Origin of the sequence: Bacteroides salyersiae WAL 10018 = DSM 18765 = JCM 12988, from assembly GCF_000381365.1 — a bacterium.
GTDB classification, from domain to species: Bacteria; Bacteroidota; Bacteroidia; order Bacteroidales; family Bacteroidaceae; genus Bacteroides; species Bacteroides salyersiae.
The window spans coordinates 2,228,254-2,251,017 of sequence record NZ_KB905466.1; the positions used below are offsets into that span (position 1 = coordinate 2,228,254).

Here is a 22,764-nt window from a genome sequence, read left to right on the forward strand (position 1 = left end):
ATCAAAAACCAAGAGACCTTAAAATTGAAGTAATTGAAGCTTTTGCTCCACAAATGACTTCATCCGCCGCACCATAATAGATTATCAGTTCATCCCCATTTACCAATTGTCCGTTTGTGAAAATAACATCACCGAAAAATCCCATTTTCTCATAAGAAGTCTCCGGCTCCATAATCGGGCTTTCCGAACGTGCAATCACCACAGACGGATCGTTTATATCAAGTAATAATGCACCTAAACAATATCTATTCTCTATAGTTGCTCCGTGGTAAATCACTAACCATCCTTTTTCTGTCTTGACAGGAGCACATCCTGCTCCCAATCTTGCACTATCAAATTTACCAGCACGCGTACAAGCTATGCATTTATGATTGCCCCAATGTACTAAATCCGGAGATTCGGCAATCCACATGTAATTACCTCCAATTTCCGGACTACTGGGCCGATGGAGAGCATAATACAGACCATTTATTTTTTCTTCGAAAATAGCGCAATCTTTATTATGCGGTGGAAAAATAAGGCCCAACTCTGTATAGTTGCCCCAATCTTTTGTCTTTTTCAGTCCAACCCCCACCCCTTTAGAAGATACAGAAGTATACGTCAAATAGTATTCGTCGCCTATCTGCGTAACACGGCAATCTTCGATTCCGAAAGAACTGTATTCATTGTTTCCAAACAATCTATTGGTACCCTCCAATACAGAAAAATGAATGCCGTCATCGCTAAAAACCGGACATAAATGTGAGATGGTCGTCAGATAATCTTCACCTCTGAATGTTATCACACGAGGATCTGTCCAATTCAGTTCCGGATCTTTTTTAGATATTTCCATTATCTCTATACGATTCAAATCATCCAATATCGGAAAAGAGATGAAATTCTCCTTTTGTAAAGGACGCTCGGCAACACGTAATAAAAGACCTATTTTATTTCGGAAATAGAAAACTCCCGGATTAAGCAAACATTCAATTACCAAACCCTCCATACTTGGTTGAATATCCCGAGGAGTTAATATCGGATTCTGGGCAAAACGGATAAATAGCGGTTCTGTATTATTCATAATAATTCTGTGGGTTAAAAAATTAGATATGCAAAGAAAGGCATATAAAAAAGAATAGAAGTACACTAAAACAACAAACAAGTATACTATATTAACACCCCATCCAAACACACTAAATAGTGCACAAATTCGGCATACAAAAGAAAAATCCAATATTACAGTACACAAAACAAGAGAGAAACAAATACTCCAACCCTAAATACCATCATTTTCATTCACATTACAAAATTCCGAATCAAGTTCAATCATCAAATATTTTTCAGCATTAGCACAACAGTGTACACTTCTGTAATTACAGGATACACTGAATTACAGCACACGGCATATCTTTGCAAGCAAAACAATCTTATTATTATGAAAACTATTACAAAAAAAATCCGGGTACATAGCTTATTTGTATTACTGACATTCTTATTAGTCCACATGTCAGTCTTTGCCGGTACAAGCAGAATCTATACAGTGGACATATCTATATTGAATGAAGAAGAAACAGCTGCCATTCTCAGTTTACAAGGTTTAGCAAATAGGGAAAAGCCACAAATACTCGTTCTGCCCAAGGACAAAGGAGGATTTAGTGGCGGAGGATACAAATTCCAGGATACAAACATGCAGCGTGACGGCTTGGCCGCACTTTCACAAGAAACATTAGACAAGTATGCGTCTTTAGAAGATGTTTGGGAAGAATACTACACCCAAACCTATGATTACACATTCGAGTCAATTGGCTTTGAAGAGGCATTCAACACTTTTTCGTCTTTATATAAAGGATGTATAAAATATGAAGGCATCAATGCAGCAGCAGGTATTGCAATTGCAACAACAGTATGCGGAGTTTCAGATGCTATTCCAATCACCCAGTCACTTCTCAACAAATATCCGGTTTTCAGGAATTGTACTATCATTAAAGACCTGACTGCATTCAATTTTAAAAACAGAAAAGAGGCACATCGTTGGGCAATCGATAAATATCTGGATCAAACCTCTAAAGATTATGCCTACTCATACTGGCAACACGAACGTAATCTTTATACAATAGATTATGCTGTCGCCCATAAAACATTCGCTTTCTTATTATCATTTGCCAGTGCAAAAAATCCTCAAGGTGGTACCTACGATCAAGAAGAAGCAGATATGCTGGATGAGATTTTCGCACACTTGAATCCGGGAAGCATCATTCTGGGCTGGGGAGAATCAGAAGAATACATCATACAAGCTCGCTGCGGAGAAGGAGGGCATGCGTTAATTTGCACAAATGTTTCCCCAAACTTATCTTTTCATGCAGCAATACCAACCAACATCAAAAGCCTAAAGCAAAAAAGACAACTCGACGAAAATAGCGTTACTGTTGAGAACAAAATATATATCACCTTTAGTATTAACGAAGGAGACACCTATAAATCAATAGGAAATCTAATGATGGATGGTGCATGGTTGCACGAGAAAAGAGGCCAAATAGCATTTAATTGGCCCACCAATCCTAAAATATTGCATATGCTCCCTGGCTTGGCCCAATATTATTATAACAGTATGACTGATAATGATTACTTCACGGTACCGACTTCCGGTATAGGATATTTTGATGCAACTCACTCTACAGAAGAAGCACGCAGCCTATACGCAGCCAAGAGCAAAGAGGTAGCAGAATACGCAGATTTACACTATATCGACGTATGGTGGAACGGTTTTCAAGGTAATGACAAATGGCTTCAAAGCATGGGGATGAAAGGATATACCTCTTGGACGGATAAGCAGCAAGTATGGTATTTCTCAGCCATTCCACGCATCGAAAGTGAATTATATTATGATTTATACTATCCCCCTACCCGAAGAAAAGCCGCCAATATGGCTACATACATAAAAAGTCAGACTGAGTCTATTACAGACAGACCTTGGTTCGTACATGTATATGCATGCGATCCCACCTTTGCTGCAGAAGTCATGAACAATCTCCCGGCTGACCGTTTCAAGGCAGTCTGTATGGATGAATTCTTTGCACTGGCCATAAAAGCTAAAAACAAAGTCCAAGGTCGAAAAATTATGAAAAACCCAGAATTAATGCAGCAACTAATTGATGACGTTGACAATAGTAGCTTCATAGAAGAGTTTGTGACTCCTTCCAAATGGACCGTACATGACGCCACTTATGAAATTAAAGATGGAGAAATGATCATAACAGCAACCGGTACCAATTATTTCTCATTACTTTATAGGGATGGCAATCGATTCAAAATAAACAAATATCCTATATTGGCGGCCAAAATCAACCAATTCCCATCAAGTGATAATAATAACATATCCTGGCTTATCAAACTTAATGACGGGAACGGAGACATCGTTCTAAACGGAAAACCAGAGTATCAACTTAAAAACTATCCGAATGTATATGCATGGGATATAAAGGCATTAAGTAATTGGGATGGAACTAAAGAAACAAATCTACAATTTGTTATTGAATCGACAAATGGTGAAGCGAATGATCTGAAAGACATACAAATGAAGTATGACTGGATTAAAACATATGAAAGCATGAATGCTTTGCTATCAGATTTAGATAACCAAACCGGTATAATTAACAATCAAGCATCTGATTCAGATATTAAATATACAATAAGCCAAGGGATACTGAGAGTCACAAAATACTCCAATATAATCGAAAATTTAGCAATTTATGACACAAGAGGTTCTAAAATGAAGCAATCTACCAAACAAAATGATATTGACATTAATGGTTTAATTCACGGAATATACATACTAAAAATCAATAATTTACATTCTATTAAAATTTCTATTTAGATATAAATCAACATTTGTTTCATTTAAAAGTATAATATTATGAAAAAAAGAATTACATCAATTGTAATGTTTGTCATGGTATTCATGGCAAACAATCTTTCTGCTCAGATCTCAAATTATTTCAGTAGTGAAAACGATCTTATCGGTTTTAAAGGAGCACAAAGTGACCTTTCAATAGAAAATGGCAAGTTAAAGATGCAAATAACCGGGGGTTGGTGGGGAGTTGCCAGTTATGAACCGGAAGAAGGTGCCAATTGGGATTTTGACAAGTACAAATTTGTGGCTGTGAGAGTAGGTAATAAAACACAAGGTACCATCCAGTTTAAATTTTACGACGGAGATACCACCCCATTCGTCAACGGCAAAGATGATGAAGCAATACCTGTAGATGATGGTAGCGGAGATCAGATTTATGTGTTTGATTTAAGTGAAATGGGATTTTCAGGAGTTACTCATTTTGTGAATTGTCAGATAGCATTTGAAGGAGTCGGTCCGGAAAACGTTTTCTATTTTGATTGGATTGAATCTTTTGCCGACATTGACTCGGCATACGAATTCATCGGTAAAGTATTAGAAGGTTGGGATCCAACCCCTACAGGTATCCAATCTGTTTCAAAAGAAACGATACAAATACAAGGTATAGAAAATGCCATATCCTTCAGTAACATGTATAAAGCGGAATCTGCACAGGTATATGATACTGCAGGAAGACATATAGCCCAAGCAACCGTATATAATAGTGACATCAAAAACATAAAAAAAGGCTTTTATATCGTAAAAATAGGAGATCAGACCCATAAAGTAATCGTGAAATAAATATATTTGCAATTCTGAAGTTAAGAGACGAAATAGAATAAGAATATCGTCTCTTAACCTCTATTTCTCGTCTCTCGTATAATAAAGCTACTTCATGACAAAAACAACCACATATCAGGTTTATTATACCACAGCAAAATTCATTTTGCTGATTTGTGTTGCTTTCTTAATCCCCATATGCGTATATGCGGACAACAAATATGTACAATTCACAAACACTTCTGGACTATCAAACAGCGCAATAAACTGTATTTGCCAAGATTCAAGTAAAGTGATGTGGTTGGGAACATGGGATGGTCTAAACGCTTTTAATGGTAAAGAATTTACAATTTACACCCCCAGCCTTGCGAATACAAACGCTATAAGTAATAATATTATCCGAAATGTTATCGAACAAACAAAAGGTATCATTTGGATTACCACCGATCATGGTATCAATCGGATGGATACTTATAACTCCTCTTTCTCCCACTTCTATTTTGGATATGAAAAAATCTATCCTGCATTACCAGAAATATACTCGATTGCCAAATCATCAGACAATACTATTTTCTGTGCAGTCTTTGAATGGGGACTATCATTTTACAAAGAAACAGAACAAGACTTTTATACAATAAATAGCCCATTTATAAAAACTCAAGATATAAAAGATATTAAGATCGACGCAAAAGATAACATTTGGGCTCTACATAAAGACGGAACCATCGATATTATAGAATGGAATAAAGATACAAAAGGAAATGTAGTAATCCAGCATAGTTCAAAAATAGAGTTATCTGACATCAATACATTATATTGTAATAATGAATATATTATTGCCCTTGATAAGCACAAAAATATATTTACTTTTGACACCAACACAAAAAAAATTATATTCACTTATAATCTGAAAGATATAATCCCTACCGGAAGTATCAATAAAATAAGTATCATCAATCAAGAATTATATATCGCTCCTTCCACAGGTAGCTATTTCACCCTATCCATGTTCTCTAATACCCCTCCTTTATTCAATGATGAATTAAAAGGTATAAAAGTAACTTCCTTCTATCAGTCAGATCAAGATATTCTATGGATAGGTACAGACGGCAGTGGCATCTACACTGTCTACAACAAGAGCCAAATGTTCAAAACGGTAAATATTAAAAAAGAAATGCATATGGTCAGATCTTTTTGCGAGGACCATGCCGGAAACTTATGGATTGCAACCAAAGGGGGAGGCGTAGCCATGTTGGGCAATTCCAAAGATTCAGATTTCAAAATTACAACGGAATACAATACAAACAATGGGCTACTTAATAACGATGCCTATGTCATAAAAGAGGGATTCGATGGAGATCTATTCATTGGAACAGACGGGCAAGGGCTCAATATCCTTGTAAACGGACATTTATCCACATTAAATCTAAAAAATATATATTCCGAATCTTCCGGACAAAAAATATTTTCCGGTACTTATGCCATCCATTGTTCCGAAAAAGATTCTACTCTGTGGTTAGGAACAAGTGAATATGGACTTATCAGAATAAAGATACAAAAACAACAGGATAAAACATACAAAGCCATTAGCTACAAACAATATATACATCAAAAAAACACTTCCAACTCTCTGACCAACAACGTTATTTATGCAATAATACCCGATGGAAACAATCATCTATGGATAGGAACAAGAGGAGGAGGCCTCAACTATTTTAACATCTCCCAAGAAAAATTTATTTCATATCAACATATACCCGAAAACAGTACTTCTTTAAGCAATAATGATATTTTATCCCTCTATCAAGAGGATAATGGCGATCTATGGATCGGAACAAGTGCAGGATTGAATTTATTAAAAAAGGAAAAACGGGAACAAGGTCATTTTATTAGATATGACTACACCGTCAATCTCCCCAACAACACTGTTCATGGCATCATCAATGATAACAAAGGAAACATTTGGGTCAGCACCAATAAAGGAATTGCCAAAATCAATAAAGGGAATAACCAAATAACGGCATATTATCAAAGAAATGGATTACAAAACAATGAGTTTTCCGATGGAGCATATTATAAAAGTAAATTCAATAATTATATTTTTTTCGGAGGAATATCCGGATTTAATTATTTCAATCCGGAGCAAATTTCTTTAAGCAACTATGTGCCTAACTTCCAAATATCATCTTTTAAAATTTTCAATACCGAAATCAACATTCATGACAGAATTAAAACAGGAAAAGACGGAATAGAACAACTTATCCTTAATTATAAAGAGAATGTATTCAGTATTAACTTCTTAGCAATGGACTTCATCCAAAATGAGAACTGTGAATACAAATATCTATTGGAGGGTATCGATAAAGACTGGATTTTTAATGGTAATCATGGCTATGCAAACTATGCCAATTTGAAGCCTGGTGAATACAAATTGCTCATTTATTATACCAATAGTGACAAAGTATGGGTACAAAAGCCATATGCCCTTCATATCAAAATCAACCCACCTTATTGGCAAACACCATTTGCCCATTGTATCTATTTCATTCTTTCATGCATATTCATCTATTTCACTTATATCATTGTCAAGAGAAAATTCAACAAGAAAAGAAAATTACTCATAGAAAAGCTTGAACGTCAGGAGTTAAAAAACATACATGAGGCAAAACTTCGTTTCTTCACAAACATAGCCCATGAATTTTATACCCCAATCACTCTAATTTACGGTCCATGTGAAAGGCTTTTGGATTACCACAACAGCGATGAATATATAAGAAAATACACAAATATCATTCTCTCAAACGCTGAAAGAATGAAACACCTTATATCTGAATTAATGGAATTTAGAAAAATAGATCGTGATCTCATGACCATCGCTCCTAAAAGAATCAATATAACCCGTCTAATAAAAGAAATAAGCAGTAAATTCCAAGAAATAATAGAAGAAAACTGCATTAATTTCACTATCAATATGCCTCAATCTGATGTTTACTGGATAAGCGATGAAAGTTCCATAGAGAAGATCCTCTTCAATATTATTTCAAATGCTTTTAAATATACTCCACAAGAAGGATATATAAAAATTAAAATCTCGGAAAGAGACAACCTTTTAACATTTGAGATCACCAATTCAGGCAAAGGTATCAAACAAGAAAACATAAATAAGATTTTTGACCGGTTCAAGATTCTTGATGATTTCGAAAATCAAATAGAAAAAGGAAATGTTGGAAGAAACGGAATAGGACTTGCTTTGACAAAGTCATTAGTAACCCTATTGGATGGAAAAATCAAAGTAGAAAGTACTTTGGAGGAACACACTACATTTTACATCGAACTTCCATTGCTGGAAGAGAAAAAATCCAATCCGCAAGCAAAAGAAGAAGAATTGCCCATTTCACCGGAGATATCCAAAGAAATCATACAATTGCAATCACGAAATGACAACAACGAACCCATTATATTGATTGTTGATGATGAAAAAGATATCAGAACTTTAATACAGGAAACCTTATCCACAAAATACATCAACATTATTCAAGCTTCTAATGGAATTGAAGCTTTGAATTTGATGAAAACAAAGCGTCCGGACCTTATTATTTGTGACATTATCATGCCAGAAATGGATGGAATAGAATTCGCTCGGGAATTGAAAAGTAACATATTCACGAGCCATATACCCATCATTTTCCTTTCTGCCAAAAACTCAATCGAAGATCAGATACTGGCAGAAGAAAGCGGATCGGATACATATCTCACAAAACCATTCCACCCTAAACATATATTGGCTAAAGTAGATAATATCATTGATAAGCACAAACAATTACAAAAATATTATCTTTCATCCGCCACTTCTTATGAATTATTGGATAATGGAAATCTTATTCATAAAGAAGATAAGGATTTTTTCAAGAAAGTCATAGATTTCATAGAACAAAACATTGAAAACGAAGATCTATCCGTTCCATTAATTTGTGACAAAATAGGAATCAGTAAAATGACTTTCTATAGAAAGACCCGAAAAATATTAAATCTGACACCCTCTGATTTTATAAAGAATATAAAATTAAACCGGGCTATAGTTTTGCTAAAAACAACAAACTTCACTGTCCAAGAAGTTATATTCAGATGTGGTTTTAATAATAGATCCTATTTCTACAGAGAGTTCTTCAAATTATATAATATGACTCCTAAAGAATACAAGGACAAACATAATATTAAAGAAAATGAACATAAAATGAATAGTACCGATATTGATTCTGCAAATAGTCATCTTTTGTAGTAACCTATTTACGCAATCCCCTTCAAAGAAAACATAGCACCGTGAATTTACAAACTATCAGTTGGTAAAGACGATTTACTCCATAAAGTCCAAGTTAACTATCCATTTCAAGCTCATCGATATTATTATCACATTCCATTCTCTATATCCAACAAAACATCGAAATCATTATATATCTCAACTAAATTGACTGTTCTCATCTAATCTGAACATTTAAGAATTTATCTTCTCCAATTTCAAAAATGAAAGTTAATAGTCTCCTCTATAAGCTAAGTAGTCTGAAAAATTAAGATAACTTTCCTCTAAATTTGTTCTTTATCGTCTTCCATCCCCATAAATTGTAATGATATATACCATTATCCATAAAAATGGAAGAACAAAAGTTTTTTATCCATTATTCATAAACTAAAATTAGAAAATATGAGACAAGATGATTTCGTGAACTTCATGCGTGCAACTATTTGTAAGTTTGAACAAAGCAATAGCTATGGAACAGCGCATATATACAAAAATAGCCTGAGCAATCTTATTGCATTTTATCGTACCGACAGGATACCATTTAAGAAAATAACTCCAGAGTTACTGAAAGGATTCGAGTTCTACTTAAGACAGAAGCAGCTCAGTTGGAATACCGTCTCCACTTACTTGCGCACAATCCGGGCAACTTATAATCGGGCTGTCGACAGGCACTTGGCACCCTATATCCCGCGATTATTCAAACAAGTATATACAGGTACACGTGCAGATCGGAAAAAGGCACTGAACGCCAAGGAAATGGCGCAAATATTTCAGAGTTGGAAAAACCGGGATATATCGGAGACACACTCTCGCACGCACGGTCTGTTTATCCTCATGTTCCTACTTCGTGGTTTACCTTTCGCAGACCTGGTAAACTTGCATAAGAAAGACCTAAACGGAAATACAATCTCTTACCGGCGTCGCAAAACCGGCAGGCAGCTAACCATTGACATCCCCCGGGAAGCATGGGCTATTTTAAATGAATACATGGATACCGATCCTCACTCTCCCTACCTATTTCCATTTCTGACGGGTAAAGAGGGCAGTATAGAATCCTACCGTGAATACCAATGGGCCTTACGTACTTTCAATCAGCAGCTCAATCAACTCAAAGGAATACTGCATTTGAAAACTCATTTAAGCTCTTATACGGCCCGCCATACATGGGCTACCTTGGCCTATTACAATGAAATCCATCCGGGAATCATCTCGGAAGCAATGGGACACTCATCCATAACAGTCACGGAAACCTATCTAAAACCCTTCAATGCAACGAAAATAGATGATGCCAACAGGAAAGTCATCTCATCAATAGCACAGCATCGTTTGGTGAATTAATTATGACACATTACTTTGTAGGTAACAGAGTTTATTTTTGTCACAAAGATCAATATATTTTTCGTAAAAGCAAAATAAACATCACATTTTTTTATCAATGCGAGGAAACACTATTCAAATATCAATTATTTAACAATATTCTCCCCAAAAATTAAGTGGAGTTTTTCTGCAAAAGCAAAAAAGAGTTCTCTCCATATTCATTCCGATAAATATGGATCACATCGCTATGACATTTACTCTACATCAAACAATAAATCAATTGAAACAGTAGTCTCTCTAAACGCTTTCAGAGGTGTATTTTATCATTATTCCGTTACCTACAAAGTAACAGAAGAGCACAGCCCAAAATACATTATCAATACAGAAAAACAAAACAAGTGGTTTATGACAAAATGGTTTGGTAATTTTTTATTTTCAGAAAACAGAAATGAGTACATTAGAATTGCGTTTGAGTACAATTCTACCCCATGGCGGGTTTACAATTTGGCACATAGATCAAAGGCCCGTAGCAGAAAAGAGGAAAGAATCCTCATGGAACTGAAGGAAAGAGGCATAATCACAGTTATTCGCCTTTTCTGATCAAAAAGGATTACCAAAAGAGTGGGACCATTTTCTTTATACTCTTCATCTCAAGTATTTGACATGCCCACTCTATTTGGTAATTTACATAAAACATTTATAAAAAGAGACTTGATACGAAGGTCTTTTAAAAACCGTTTTGAGAATTATAATTCCGATTCTTAAAACTTATTTAAACTTTGCCCGGCATTATTTTAAGAAGAGAACTTAAAAACAAACCTTTAACACGACCTTAAGAGTTATACTATTCTTATCAATCACAATAGATCTTTATACAGATAAGCAGTAGCTTTCATTTAAAACGAACATTAAACTCTTACTACAACAACATCCGGATGTTCTTATATAAAACATGGGGATGTATTCATGCACAACATCCCCATGTTCTGTATGACAACATGGGGATGTTTTTAGAGTGTAAAAAAAGAAAGGAAGAAATCCTGTGCAAAAGTTTATTCCATTTCCAACGTACCGAAGAAGTCCGGACGGTGAAAATCCGGTTGTTCTATCTCTATCGGATTCCAAGAAAGAAAATGCGGAGTTTGAAGTTCATCGCCGCATTTATAGAAATTAGCTTTGATCTCCTTTCCATCCAACGAAGTTATCTGATGTTTAAAGAACACAGTATAAGGAACAACCAAAGCGACCTCCCAGGTCACCTCCTCTACACGCTCTTCAAAGGGGGTACGTCCGAGACTTGACCAACGCTGTATCTGCGCTGTAACATCCGCAGGAGCATGTTCGCGATTGTTCCGTTGAGGTCCCACTCCCACAAGAACAGTACCGATACAATTACATTCAATGTTATAGTAGATTCCGTCGCCGGCCGGAATAGAGAAGAACTCCACACAGGAATCCGTCCACACCGATCCATTATCTTCGCCATAACGGGCACGCACACTGGCTTCCGTTACCTTGAAATGCAGTAAAATGGCATCCTCCGTATGAGCAACCCGGAATTCGACTTTCGGGCAATAAGGATATTCGTTCCAATTCACTTTGCTGACAGGCTGGAAACCGATCTTTTCTTCATCCAGCAATTTGGGAAGTGAACTGACTTCCACATTAGCTACACTAATTTTTTTTACTTTCATGGCTTCTTGTATTTCTATAAGTCAAACAAAAGTAATATATTTGTGATTAGTTTCACCTTAAACCCGATAAAAAGTGAAAAAATTAATTCTTTTATTTTTAATTATACTGAACATAGCCACGGTTCTTGCTCAAAAACAAAACATCACTTTCAACCATTTGACCACCGATGACGGTTTATCACAATTCTCTGTGAACAGTCTTTACGTGGACGAGCAAGGGGTACTTTGGATCGGTACGCGTGAAGGATTAAATCGTTACAACGGTAGCGATATTAAAACTTTCAAGCTACAGAAAAACAATCCGAACAGTCTGTTCTGCAATACAGTACTTCGTATTACGGGCGATCAGCAAGGAAAGGTCTTTCTGTTGTGTACGGAAGGTGTTGCCGAATTCGATCTAATCACGCAGAAATTTACAACACTTCTGCAAGGGAACGTCACCAGTATTTACTTCAATAAACGTCTCTTTATCGGAAAAAAAGACGAAGTATACGTATACAACAAAGAGACACGGAATTTCGACCTTTCCTATCATCTGGCGGGCAAAGACATCTCTATTTCCTGCCTTCACCTCGACGATGAAGGTAGTCTGTGGATGGGAACCGATAACAGTGGGGTCTACAAATTAGACAAAGAAAAAGTACTCACTCATCCCATTGAAAAAGGGAATACAACGAGTATCTATCAGGATTCCTCAGGCGAATTATGGATAGGGAGCTGGGAATACGGATTATACCATGTGGACAAAGACGGTGTTATACACAACATGCGCCACGACCCGCAAAATCCCAACAGTGTTGCATCCGATTTTGTAAGAGATTGCTGTGAAGATAATAACGGTAACATATGGATAGGTACCTTCAAAGGGCTGAACCGTTATCAGAAAAGTATCGGGCGCTTCGACAATTATGTAGCAAACAATGATACGGAAAGCCTTACACACTCCTCTATCTGGTGTATTGTAAAAGATGCCCAAGGAACTTTATGGTTGGGTACTTATTTCGGAGGTGTCAATTACTTTAATCCGGAATACGAAATTTATACCCGATACAAGGCAACCGATACAGAACAAGAAGGATTGAGCAGCCCCATCATCGGCCGTATGATAGAAGACAAGAACGGAAACTTGTGGATATGCACAGAAGGAGGCGGCGTGAACGTTTATGACAGAAAAAAAGGAATTTTTCAATGGTTCCGCCATGAAGAAAGAAAAAATAGTATCTCACACAACAACGTCAAAGCGATCTATTATGATGAAAAGGCAGAAAAGATGTGGATAGGCACTCACTTGGGCGGACTCAACAAGCTGGATTTGCGCACCAATACCTTCACCCATTACCGGATGAAAGAAGACGATCCGAATTCATTACCTTCGGACATTATCCGGGACATAACCCCCTATCGCGACCAACTGATTATAGGTACCCAAAACGGAGTATGTCTTTTCGATCCGGCAACAGGTATCTGCCGGCAACTATTTAAGGATACCAAAGAGGGACAAGCCATAAGGATGGTAGCAGATCTTTTTATGGATAAAGACAGCACGTTATGGATTGCCGCGACGGGCGAAGGTGTATACAGCTACCGTTTCGATACCGACCTGTTAACCAACTATCGTCACGACCCGGAAATATCCGGTAGTCTCAGCAACAACAATGTAAACAGCATTATGCAAGACAGCCGAGGCCGTCTGTGGTTTTCCACCTCCGGTAGCGGACTTGATTTGTATCATAAGGAAAACAACAGTTTCGAGAACTTCGACATGCAGAAAAACGGGCTCTCCAGCGATTGTGTTTATGAAGTGTGCGAATCCTCTTTTGAACAAAACAGTTTGCTGCTCATTACCAATCAAGGATTCTCCAAATTTGATGTTCCTAACAAGACATTTCATAATTACAGTATTGAAAACGGATTCCCGCTAACAGCCGTCAATGAAAACGCACTCTATATAACCCGTGACGGTGACGTGTTTTTGGGTGGGGTACAGGGAATGATATCTTTTCACGAGAAAAAACTCTATTTTACACCTAAATCATATAATATTCTTCTATCACGCCTGATTGTTAACGGAAAAGAGGTTACTCCGGATGACGAAACAGGGATTCTACAATATGCCCTCTCATATACGCAAGAAATCACCTTAGAAGCCGACCAGAATATCTTCAGCATAGGCTATACCACCTCCAATTATATTTCGGCCAACCGAGATAAAATACTTTACCGCCTTGAAGGATTCTCTAACGAATGGAGCAGCGTGCAACGCGGACAAAATATCATCACATATACAAACCTAAACCCGGGAAACTATACATTCGTAGTCAAAACACACCGGGATGAAATCAAAGAAACCAGATTAAAAATACGGATACTGCCTCCCTGGTATGAAACCTGGTGGGCTTATCTCATCTATATAATATCGGTAGGAAGTTTATTGCTGTATCTTATTCATGCCTACAACTCCAGAATCCGTCTACGCGAATCTCTCAAATACGAAAAAAAGCATATTGAAGATCTGGAAGCACTCAATCAATCCAAATTGCGCTTCTTTACCAATATTTCCCATGAGTTCCGTACTCCGCTCACACTGATCGTAGGCCAGATAGAAACCCTGTTACAAGTGCAAACTTTCACCCCTAACGTATACAATAAAATACTAAGAATTTACAAAAGTAGTTTACAGTTGCGGGAATTGATAAGCGAACTTTTGGATTTCCGGAAACAGGAACAGGGGCATATGAAAATTAAGGTAAGCAAACATAACCTGGTAACATTCCTTTATGAAAACTACCTGCTTTTTCTGGAATATGCCAGTAGCAAAAAGATAAACTTTAACTTTAAGAAGGAAGCAGAGGATATTGAAGTATGGTATGACCAGAAACAAATACAAAAAGTTATCAATAACCTGCTCTCCAATGCTTTGAAACATACCAAGGCAGAAGACACCATCTCGATCAGTGTGAAAAAGCAAAAAGGAAATGCAATTATTGAAATACAGGATACAGGATCGGGTATCGACGCTACCGAAATAGATAAAATATTCGATCGTTTCTATCAAACCGAACAACTCGATTCATTAGCTGTAGGTGCAGGAACCGGAATTGGCCTGGCATTAACAAAAGGCATCATCGAATTGCACCACGGAACAATTTCCGTGGAAAGTGAACTCGGAAAAGGCAGTAATTTCATCATCACGTTAAAGTTGGGCAACGGACATTTCGAACCGGATCAAATTTCTCTGAAAGAAGAAATCGTGCAACAACAAGAGCCTCTGCACCCCGGTGTCTCCGCTATAATGGCCGAAGCTGCCCTCGATAATGACATCATCCCTTCACAGCCCTCAGATGCAAAAATGCTTATTGTTGAAGACGACGCTTCTATCCGTGAGATGTTAGCCGACATATTCCGGACATTCTACCAAGTTATCACCGCTTCGGATGGTGTAGAAGCTATGGAATTGGTAGAGAAAGAGATGCCGAGCATCGTATTGAGTGATGTAGTAATGCCACGTATGTCTGGTACTGAGTTGTGCAAACAAATAAAAAAAGAGTTCAACACATGTCACATCCCTGTTGTTTTGCTTACAGCACGAACTGCGGTAGAGCACACTGTAGAAGGCCTTCGAATCGGTGCAGACGACTACATTACGAAGCCTTTCAACATCAATATACTGGTGTCACGCTGTAACAATTTAGTTAACTCCCGCATCCAGTTACAGGAAAAATTCACCAGACAACCGCAAGCCTTTGCACAAATCCTGGCTACTAATCCAATGGATAAAGAAATGCTGGACCGTGCCATGGAAATTATAGAGAAATATTTGGATGATTCGGAGTTCAATGTCAACACCTTTGCCCGGGAAATGGGTATGGCCCGTACCAACCTGTTTAGCAAGCTAAAAGCTGTAACCGGACAAACGCCAAACGACTTTATTCTGACCATTCGTCTGAAAAAAGGAGCTATCATGTTACGAAGCAATCCGGAACTGAATATTACGGAAATCTCTGACAGAGTAGGTTTCTCTTCCTCTCGATATTTCAGTAAATGTTTCAAAGATGTATACCATGTTAGCCCGATGAGCTATCGAAAAGGAAAAGAAAGCGAAGATGAGGAATAAAGGAAGAGGGGAGATTTGAGAAGGGAGAAGTACTATTGTGCAGCATGATAGCGCAGCCTACTTCTCCCCTCTCAAATCTCCTTTCTCCCTTTATTATGTACTTTTCTTGCCTATAATTCGGACTTCATTAGCCTATATTCTTCCTTATTTGGGGGTATCTTTGCATATATTAAAAGAACAAAGAAATCCTTAGATAAGAAAAGATCATGAAACAAATCTTGTATACTTTATCCTTATTACCCGGTGTTGCTCTAATAAGTAGCTGCGGAAATGCAACCAGCAAAGAAACAAGAAATCACAAACAACAAAAACCTAATATCATCTACATTTTCGCCGACGATCTCGGCATCGGTGATCTTAGTTGTTATGGAGCAACCCAAATCAGTACTCCAAATATCGACCGTTTGGCCGGACAAGGTGTCCAGTTCACCAATGCTTACGCTACATCAGCCACCAGTACCCCTTCACGCTTCGGCCTATTAACCGGAATGTATCCCTGGCGACAGGAAAACACCGGTATCGCCCCGGGAAATTCAGAGCTGATTATCGATACAGCCTGTGTCACTATGGCCGATATGATGAAAGATGCAGGCTATACTACCGGAGTAGTAGGCAAATGGCATCTCGGTTTAGGGCCTAAAGGAGGTACCGACTTCAACAAACAAATTTCTCCCAATGCACAAGATATCGGTTTCGACTACGAATTCGTGATTCCTGCCACGGTAGACCGTGTCCCCTGTGTATTTGTAGAGAACGGACGCGTAGTGGGGCTCGATCCTAACGATCCGATAACGGTAAATTATCAGCATAAAGTAGGGAATTGGCCCACAGGTGAAGAAAATCCGGAACTGGTTACTCTTAAACCCAGCCAAGGACACAATAACACCATTATTAACGGTATCCCACGTATCGGATGGATGACAGGAGGAAAATCCGCCCTCTGGAAAGACGAAGATATTGCCGATATCATCACCAACAAAGCCAAACAATTCATTTCTAAGCATAAAAACGAACCTTTCTTCTTATACATGGGTACCCAGGATGTACATGTCCCCCGAGTACCCCACCCTCGTTTTGCAGGAAAAAGTGGCTTAGGTACTCGTGGCGATGTCATCTTACAGTTAGACTGGACTATTGGAGAAATCATGAATACACTGGACAGTCTGAACCTGGCAGACAATACAATGTTGATTTTTACAAGTGACAACGGTCCGGTTATTGACGACGGATATCAAGACCAAGCCCTCGAAATGTTGAACGGACATACCCCGATGGGTATCTACAGAGGAGGCAAATATAGTGCCTATGAAGCCGGCACGCGTATTCCATTTATTATCCGTTGGCCTGCGGGTATCAAACCAAGCAAACAACAGGCCCTTTTTTCACAAATTGACGTTTATGCCTCTCTTGCCGCCTTACTGAAACAACCTTTACGGAAAGGGGCAGCGCCCGACAGCCAAGAACACCTAAGGGTATTGCTTGGCAAAGAAGCCGGTAATCGCGATTATGTGGTACAACAAAACCTGAACAACACCCTTGCCATCGTAAAAGGACAATGGAAATATATTGAACCCAGTGACGGACCAGCCATTGAATATTGGACAAAAATAGAACTGGGTAACGACAAACAGCCACAACTATACAATTTATCATCTGATCCTGCAGAAAAACAGAACGTAGCCGATGAGTATCCGGAAATTGTGAAGCAATTATCCACCTTATTGGAAGAAGTAAAAAAATAGAATTCCTCTATTACATTCACTCTTAATTCTAAAAAAAATGAATCTGCTATTAAAGAAAAAACTGTTTATACTCTTGGTTGTCCTGAGTTGTACTTCCAATCAATTCATCCTTGCACAACCAACCCATACTACAACAGAAACGCGACTAAACTGGTGGCGTGAAGCCCGATTCGGTTTATTCATTCATTGGGGATTATATTCTGTAGCTGCCGGCCAATGGAACGGCAAAGACATAGATGGTATCGGTGAATGGATACAGAACTTTGCCAAAATACCTAACAGTGAATACAATAAGCTAACCAAAGATTTCACACTTCTGAACTATCATCCGGAAGAATGGGTCGCATTAGCCAAACAAGCTGGTACCAAATATATCGTTTTCACAGCAAAGCATCACGATGGATTCGCTCTTTATCCAAGTGATGCCAGTGAGTTCAATATAAGAATGACACCATATCAAGAAGACCCGTTAAAACAATTGATTACAGCTTGTCGAAAGGCCGGAATTAAAGTCGGAATTTACTATTCACATCGTCAGGACTGGCACGAAGAGGATGCAGCCGTTATGTCTAATGAATACGATGGACACTATGGAAAACCGAAATCAGAAGTCAAACCCAACCTCGACAGGTACATTCGACATAAAGCGCTCCCACAGATACGTGAACTGCTGACACGATATGGCAATATTGACTTAATATGGTACGATACCCCTTTCGATCTGACCCTTGAACAAAGCCAGATATTTGTCAATGTGATACGGGAGTTACAGCCAAACTGTATTATCAATGGGCGTGTAGGATACAACCTGGGAGATTATGGACCATTGGGAGACAATGAAATGCCTTGTAGCAAAGCAACAACCGATCTGGAAATGGTGGCAACCTTAAATCATACTTGGGGATATAAAAAGAACGACAATCATTGGAAAGGGAAAAAAGAGATTCTCTGTTCCTTGATCGAATCTGCAAGCCGCAATATTAATTATATGGTTAATATCGGCCCGATGGCAGACGGTACAATACCTACGCCAAGTGTGGATATTCTAAAATTTGTAGGTAACTGGATGGCAGTAAACTCCGAATCCATTTATGGTACAGAAGGTAATCCATTCAATGATAATTTCCCTTGGGGCTATGTCACCCGTAAAGAAAATAATCTATACCTGCACCTGACACAATGTCCGCAAAACAATTGTATATTGCTAAAAGGCTTACATTCAGACATCCGGCAAGCGATGATACTGGCAACTCAACAACCATTAACCGTTGCTAACCGGCAATCCGTCAAAACAATCACAATCCCTGATGGACTGGACTATGAAAAAATTCCGGTTATCAAACTTGTCTGCGAAACTCCAATAAAAACAGATACCAGAAACTTAATGAATGAAGGAATTATCTCCATTCCGGCAGCATCAGGAACAGTTAAGGCCGGCCAAAAGGGAAAAATAACTTTCGCAGAAGGAGGAACGACCGAAAATTTCAACCCGCAAACCGGCAGCCTATTGTTAGAATGTGAAATAGACATTCCCGGAGAGTATGAAGTAAAGCTATATACCAGTCGCCACTGGAGAAAATCATTTGCAGAAGGAACATTTGTTACCTTAAAAACAGGAGACAATATTCTCAGTAACCGCCTGCTTAAAAAAGACGGCGAACTGGCCAATGTACGCCAGAACTCTTATCCGGAAACTTGGAGTACCATCGGTACTGTTACATTCCCCAAAGAAGGTACGCAGAAAATAGAACTTTCTATCGACAAAATCGGAACATTCACCCGGCTCGGTCATTTTGGAGAAGACCTTCAAGGTGAAAGTGAAAATAATATACGAATCATGAAAATAGAATTAATCTACAAAACACAATAATTATTTTATCACTAAAGCCCTATTCATATGACAAAATATCAATCATTCAAAAATGGCCTTTGCGCCACCATTATGGCCATCAGCCCGATTTTACTATCAGCCCAATTAGTGAAACATGACAGACTGTTGTCCTTCGAATCAACAGAAGTACCTTCATTCGTCGCCGGTATTCATTCTGATTTATCTATCTCCGGTCAACATTATAAAGACGGTACACAATCGCTCCAATGGAAATTCCAGCCGGGAGGAAGCATTATTATCCATAAGGATTTGAAATTTGAAAAGAAAGATCCGACAGGAACGGACAAATATCTGTCAGTCTTTGTGGTATGGATATATAACGAAAAACCGATAGACAAAACGCTTCAATTCGAATTTCAAAAAGACGGAAAGACCTGTAGCTCATTTCCTTTCGGATTGAACTTTCATGGATGGCGTGCTGCCTGGGTTTCTTACGAAAGAGACATGAAAGGCACTCCGGAAGAAGGTATGAACGAAATACGGATCACAGCTCCCGATGTGGCAGGGGAGATTTATATCGACCATCTGCTCACCGCTGCCAAAATGGATCATCGCTACCAGACAGCCGACTTGCAAGTTCCATTCGTGAACAAAGAGACCGGTAATCACTGGTTGTTCGCTCTGAAATATTCCAGACTGACTCCGGATATTCCATTGGAAGCAACCGTCAGCAACACTCAGAAACAAGAAATTGAAATCATAGAAAAACGCTTAAGAGAAATAATCTGTCCTCCGAGCGAAGTTACCTCACAAACAATAGCCAACTTACGCAAAGCTTACGAACATTATGGCATCGTATACAAAGACGGAAAAGTTGCCGGACTCCCTCTCTTTTATGGGCGGGCAGCCGAAGCCTACGAACGTATCCTCCCGAATTGGAAAGGCAACTTAATGGCTGCCAACAATATGGATGTAAGCAGTTTTTTCAATCTGATGAACAGAATAGCCGTAGCCTATAACAATACAACAAATCCTCAAGATAAAGCAGTGCTTAAACAAATGTTCATAGCCATGTACGACCATATCACAGATCAGGGAGTAGCTTATGGCAGTTGTTTGGGCAATATCACTCACTACGGTTATAGTTTCCGTACTTTCTTCACCGCCTATTTCCTGATGAAAGAAGTATTCAAAGAGATAGGTAAACAAGAAGAAGCGGAAAAAGCAATGCTCTGGTACTCGACAGTGAACGACGTATACAATAAACCCCAAACAGCAGGGATTGATATCGACTTCTTCAATACCCTCAGTACCGGACGTATCGCCAGCATCCTGTTTATGGAAGACACACCGGAAAAAGTACAATATCTAAAATCTTTTTCACGTTGGATCGATAACGGCTGTTTACCGGCAGAAGGTTTGAATGATGCCTTTAAAGCAGACGGCTCTGCCTATCATCATTGCAACAATTATCCGGCATATGCCACAGGTGGACTAACAGGAGCTACAAATATGATTTATCTATTGAGTCACACAGGATTCGCCGTTTCTGAATTGGCCCACCAAACGGTCAAAGAAGTACTTCTCACCATGCGTTTCTATTGCAACAAACGGAGTTTTCCTCTCTCCATGTCCGGCCGGCATCCAAATGGAAAAGGAGAATTAATTCCCAGCCATTATGCCATTATGGCTCTCGCCGGTTCTCCTGACCGACACCAAGAAATAGATACCGCCATGGCCGGTGCTTATTTGCGCCTGACAGAGAAGCCCTATAAACGCAGTAAACAGGAAGAACTATTTACGGACTTGCTGTCCGCTAAAGGATTCACCCCGGAACAAACTCCCGAAGGAAATAAGGCAATGGGATATGCCTGTGTATCGGTACAACGCCGCAACAACTGGTCTGCAGTAGCCCGCGGACATTCCCGCTATTTATGGGCTGCCGAACATTACCGGGGTGCAAACCTTTTCGGACGCTACCTGGCTCATGGCAGCTTGCAAATCATGACAGCTCCCCAAGGAGAAGAGGTATCCTCTACCAGTGGAGGATGGCAGGAAGAAGGATTCGACTGGGGACGCATACCGGGCACAACAGCCATCCATCTCCCGGTAGACCAATTGGAAGCCAACATCCTCAATGTAGATGTTTTCTCAGGATATGAAGAAATGCTGTACTCAGACGAAGCATTCGCAGGAGGGATTTCACAAGAACACCGCAACGGAGCATTCGGGATGAAACTTCACGAACATGATAAATACAACGGTTCCCATCGTGCCCGTAAATCATTCCATTTCTTCGATGGAACAATCGTATGTCTTGGTTCGGATATCAAAAATACAAACAGTGAATACCCTACGGAAACAACCATCTTCCAGCTTGCCGTAAAAAGCGATGCCGACCGCAATTTCTGGAAGAACTATAAAGAAAATGAAAAATACTGGATAGACCCTGTCGGAACAGGCTACTACACTCCTGTAACAACCCAATTCGAAAAAAATTTCCCGCAATACTCCCGTATGCAAAACACCGGCGAAAAGACTCAAGGAGATTGGGTTTCGCTAACCATTGACCATGGGAAAGCTCCCCAAAACGCTTCTTATGAATACGCCATCCTTCCCTGCACCAACCAGGCTGAGATGAGTGCATTTGCCAAAAAGCCGTCGTACAAAGTACTGCAAAAAGACCGTAATGCACACATCGTACGCGATTTGAAAAGTAATACGACCTCTTATGTTTTATTCGAAACTCCGGACGCACTGCCAAAAGGACTCATACAGAAAGCAGATACTTCCTGTCTCATCTTATTACGTGAGAATAAAAAAGAAGCAGTGCTCACCGTATGCCAACCGGACCTCGCACTGTATCGGGGCCCTTCAGACGATATATACGATGAAAAGGGAAAACGTATCGAGCGCAGCATTTATTCCCGTCCCTGGATAGGAAACCCGAGCCAACCCATACCAGTACATATCGAACTGAAAGGAAAGTGGGAAATGGACAAAACTCCTTACTGCAAAATCCTCTCTTCGGATAACAAAAAAACCGTATTGGAATTCACTTGTACGGATGCAGCAAGTTTGGAAATAAAGCTTCACAAAAAATAAAATCAAACAAAGTAAA

Annotated in this window: 10 protein-coding genes; 8 read left to right on the forward strand and 2 right to left on the reverse strand. The window is 38.9% G+C overall.

Going from position 1 to position 22,764, the window contains the following annotated elements; translation table 11 throughout:
- Position 1 precedes the first annotated feature (1 nt).
- Positions 2 to 1,060: a glycoside hydrolase family 130 protein gene (locus tag HMPREF1532_RS08355; RefSeq protein WP_005927638.1), complete on the reverse strand. Its 1,059-nt coding sequence runs from the start codon at positions 1,058 to 1,060 to the stop codon at positions 2 to 4.
- Positions 1,061 to 1,414: 354 nt separating this feature from the next.
- Here HMPREF1532_RS08355 and HMPREF1532_RS08360 point away from each other — a divergent pair, with 354 nt between their 5' ends.
- The 4 genes from HMPREF1532_RS08360 (at position 1,415) to HMPREF1532_RS08375 (ending at position 10,283) form a co-directional block, all read left to right on the forward strand.
- Positions 1,415 to 3,853 carry a GxGYxYP domain-containing protein gene (locus tag HMPREF1532_RS08360; RefSeq protein ID WP_005927639.1) on the forward strand — a complete coding sequence of 813 codons (2,439 nt, stop codon included), beginning with the start codon at positions 1,415 to 1,417 and terminating at the stop codon, positions 3,851 to 3,853.
- Positions 3,854 to 3,892: 39 nt separating this feature from the next.
- Positions 3,893 to 4,669, forward strand: a complete 777-nt coding sequence (locus tag HMPREF1532_RS08365) for a T9SS type A sorting domain-containing protein (protein WP_005927640.1) — start codon at positions 3,893 to 3,895, stop codon at positions 4,667 to 4,669.
- A gap of 94 nt (positions 4,670 to 4,763) precedes the next feature.
- The gene (locus tag HMPREF1532_RS08370; protein ID WP_005927641.1) at positions 4,764 to 8,927 is read left to right on the forward strand and encodes a hybrid sensor histidine kinase/response regulator transcription factor; all 4,164 of its coding nucleotides are present in this window, start codon (positions 4,764 to 4,766) and stop codon (positions 8,925 to 8,927) included.
- A 420-nt stretch (positions 8,928 to 9,347) separates the two neighbouring features.
- Positions 9,348 to 10,283, forward strand: coding sequence for a tyrosine-type recombinase/integrase (locus HMPREF1532_RS08375; RefSeq protein ID WP_005927642.1), 936 nt, complete (start codon positions 9,348 to 9,350; stop codon positions 10,281 to 10,283).
- Positions 10,284 to 11,314: 1,031 nt separating this feature from the next.
- Here HMPREF1532_RS08375 and HMPREF1532_RS08385 read toward each other — a convergent pair.
- Positions 11,315 to 11,956 carry a carbohydrate-binding family 9-like protein gene (locus HMPREF1532_RS08385; protein ID WP_005927644.1) on the reverse strand — a complete coding sequence of 214 codons (642 nt, stop codon included), beginning with the start codon at positions 11,954 to 11,956 and terminating at the stop codon, positions 11,315 to 11,317.
- 73 nt (positions 11,957 to 12,029) lie between these two features.
- Between HMPREF1532_RS08385 and HMPREF1532_RS08390 the strand changes: the two genes are divergently transcribed.
- The 4 genes from HMPREF1532_RS08390 (at position 12,030) to HMPREF1532_RS08405 (ending at position 22,748) form a co-directional block, all read left to right on the forward strand.
- Positions 12,030 to 16,070, forward strand: coding sequence for a hybrid sensor histidine kinase/response regulator transcription factor (locus HMPREF1532_RS08390; protein WP_005927646.1), 4,041 nt, complete (start codon positions 12,030 to 12,032; stop codon positions 16,068 to 16,070).
- A 206-nt stretch (positions 16,071 to 16,276) separates the two neighbouring features.
- Positions 16,277 to 17,812, forward strand: a complete 1,536-nt coding sequence (locus HMPREF1532_RS08395) for a sulfatase family protein (RefSeq protein ID WP_005927648.1) — start codon at positions 16,277 to 16,279, stop codon at positions 17,810 to 17,812.
- Between the two features lie 37 nt (positions 17,813 to 17,849).
- On the forward strand, positions 17,850 to 19,682 hold the full coding sequence (locus tag HMPREF1532_RS08400; protein WP_005927651.1) for an alpha-L-fucosidase: 1,833 nt from the start codon (positions 17,850 to 17,852) through the stop codon (positions 19,680 to 19,682).
- A 27-nt stretch (positions 19,683 to 19,709) separates the two neighbouring features.
- Positions 19,710 to 22,748, forward strand: a complete 3,039-nt coding sequence (locus HMPREF1532_RS08405; protein ID WP_005927654.1) for a chondroitinase family polysaccharide lyase — start codon at positions 19,710 to 19,712, stop codon at positions 22,746 to 22,748.
- Positions 22,749 to 22,764: the final 16 nt, after the last annotated feature.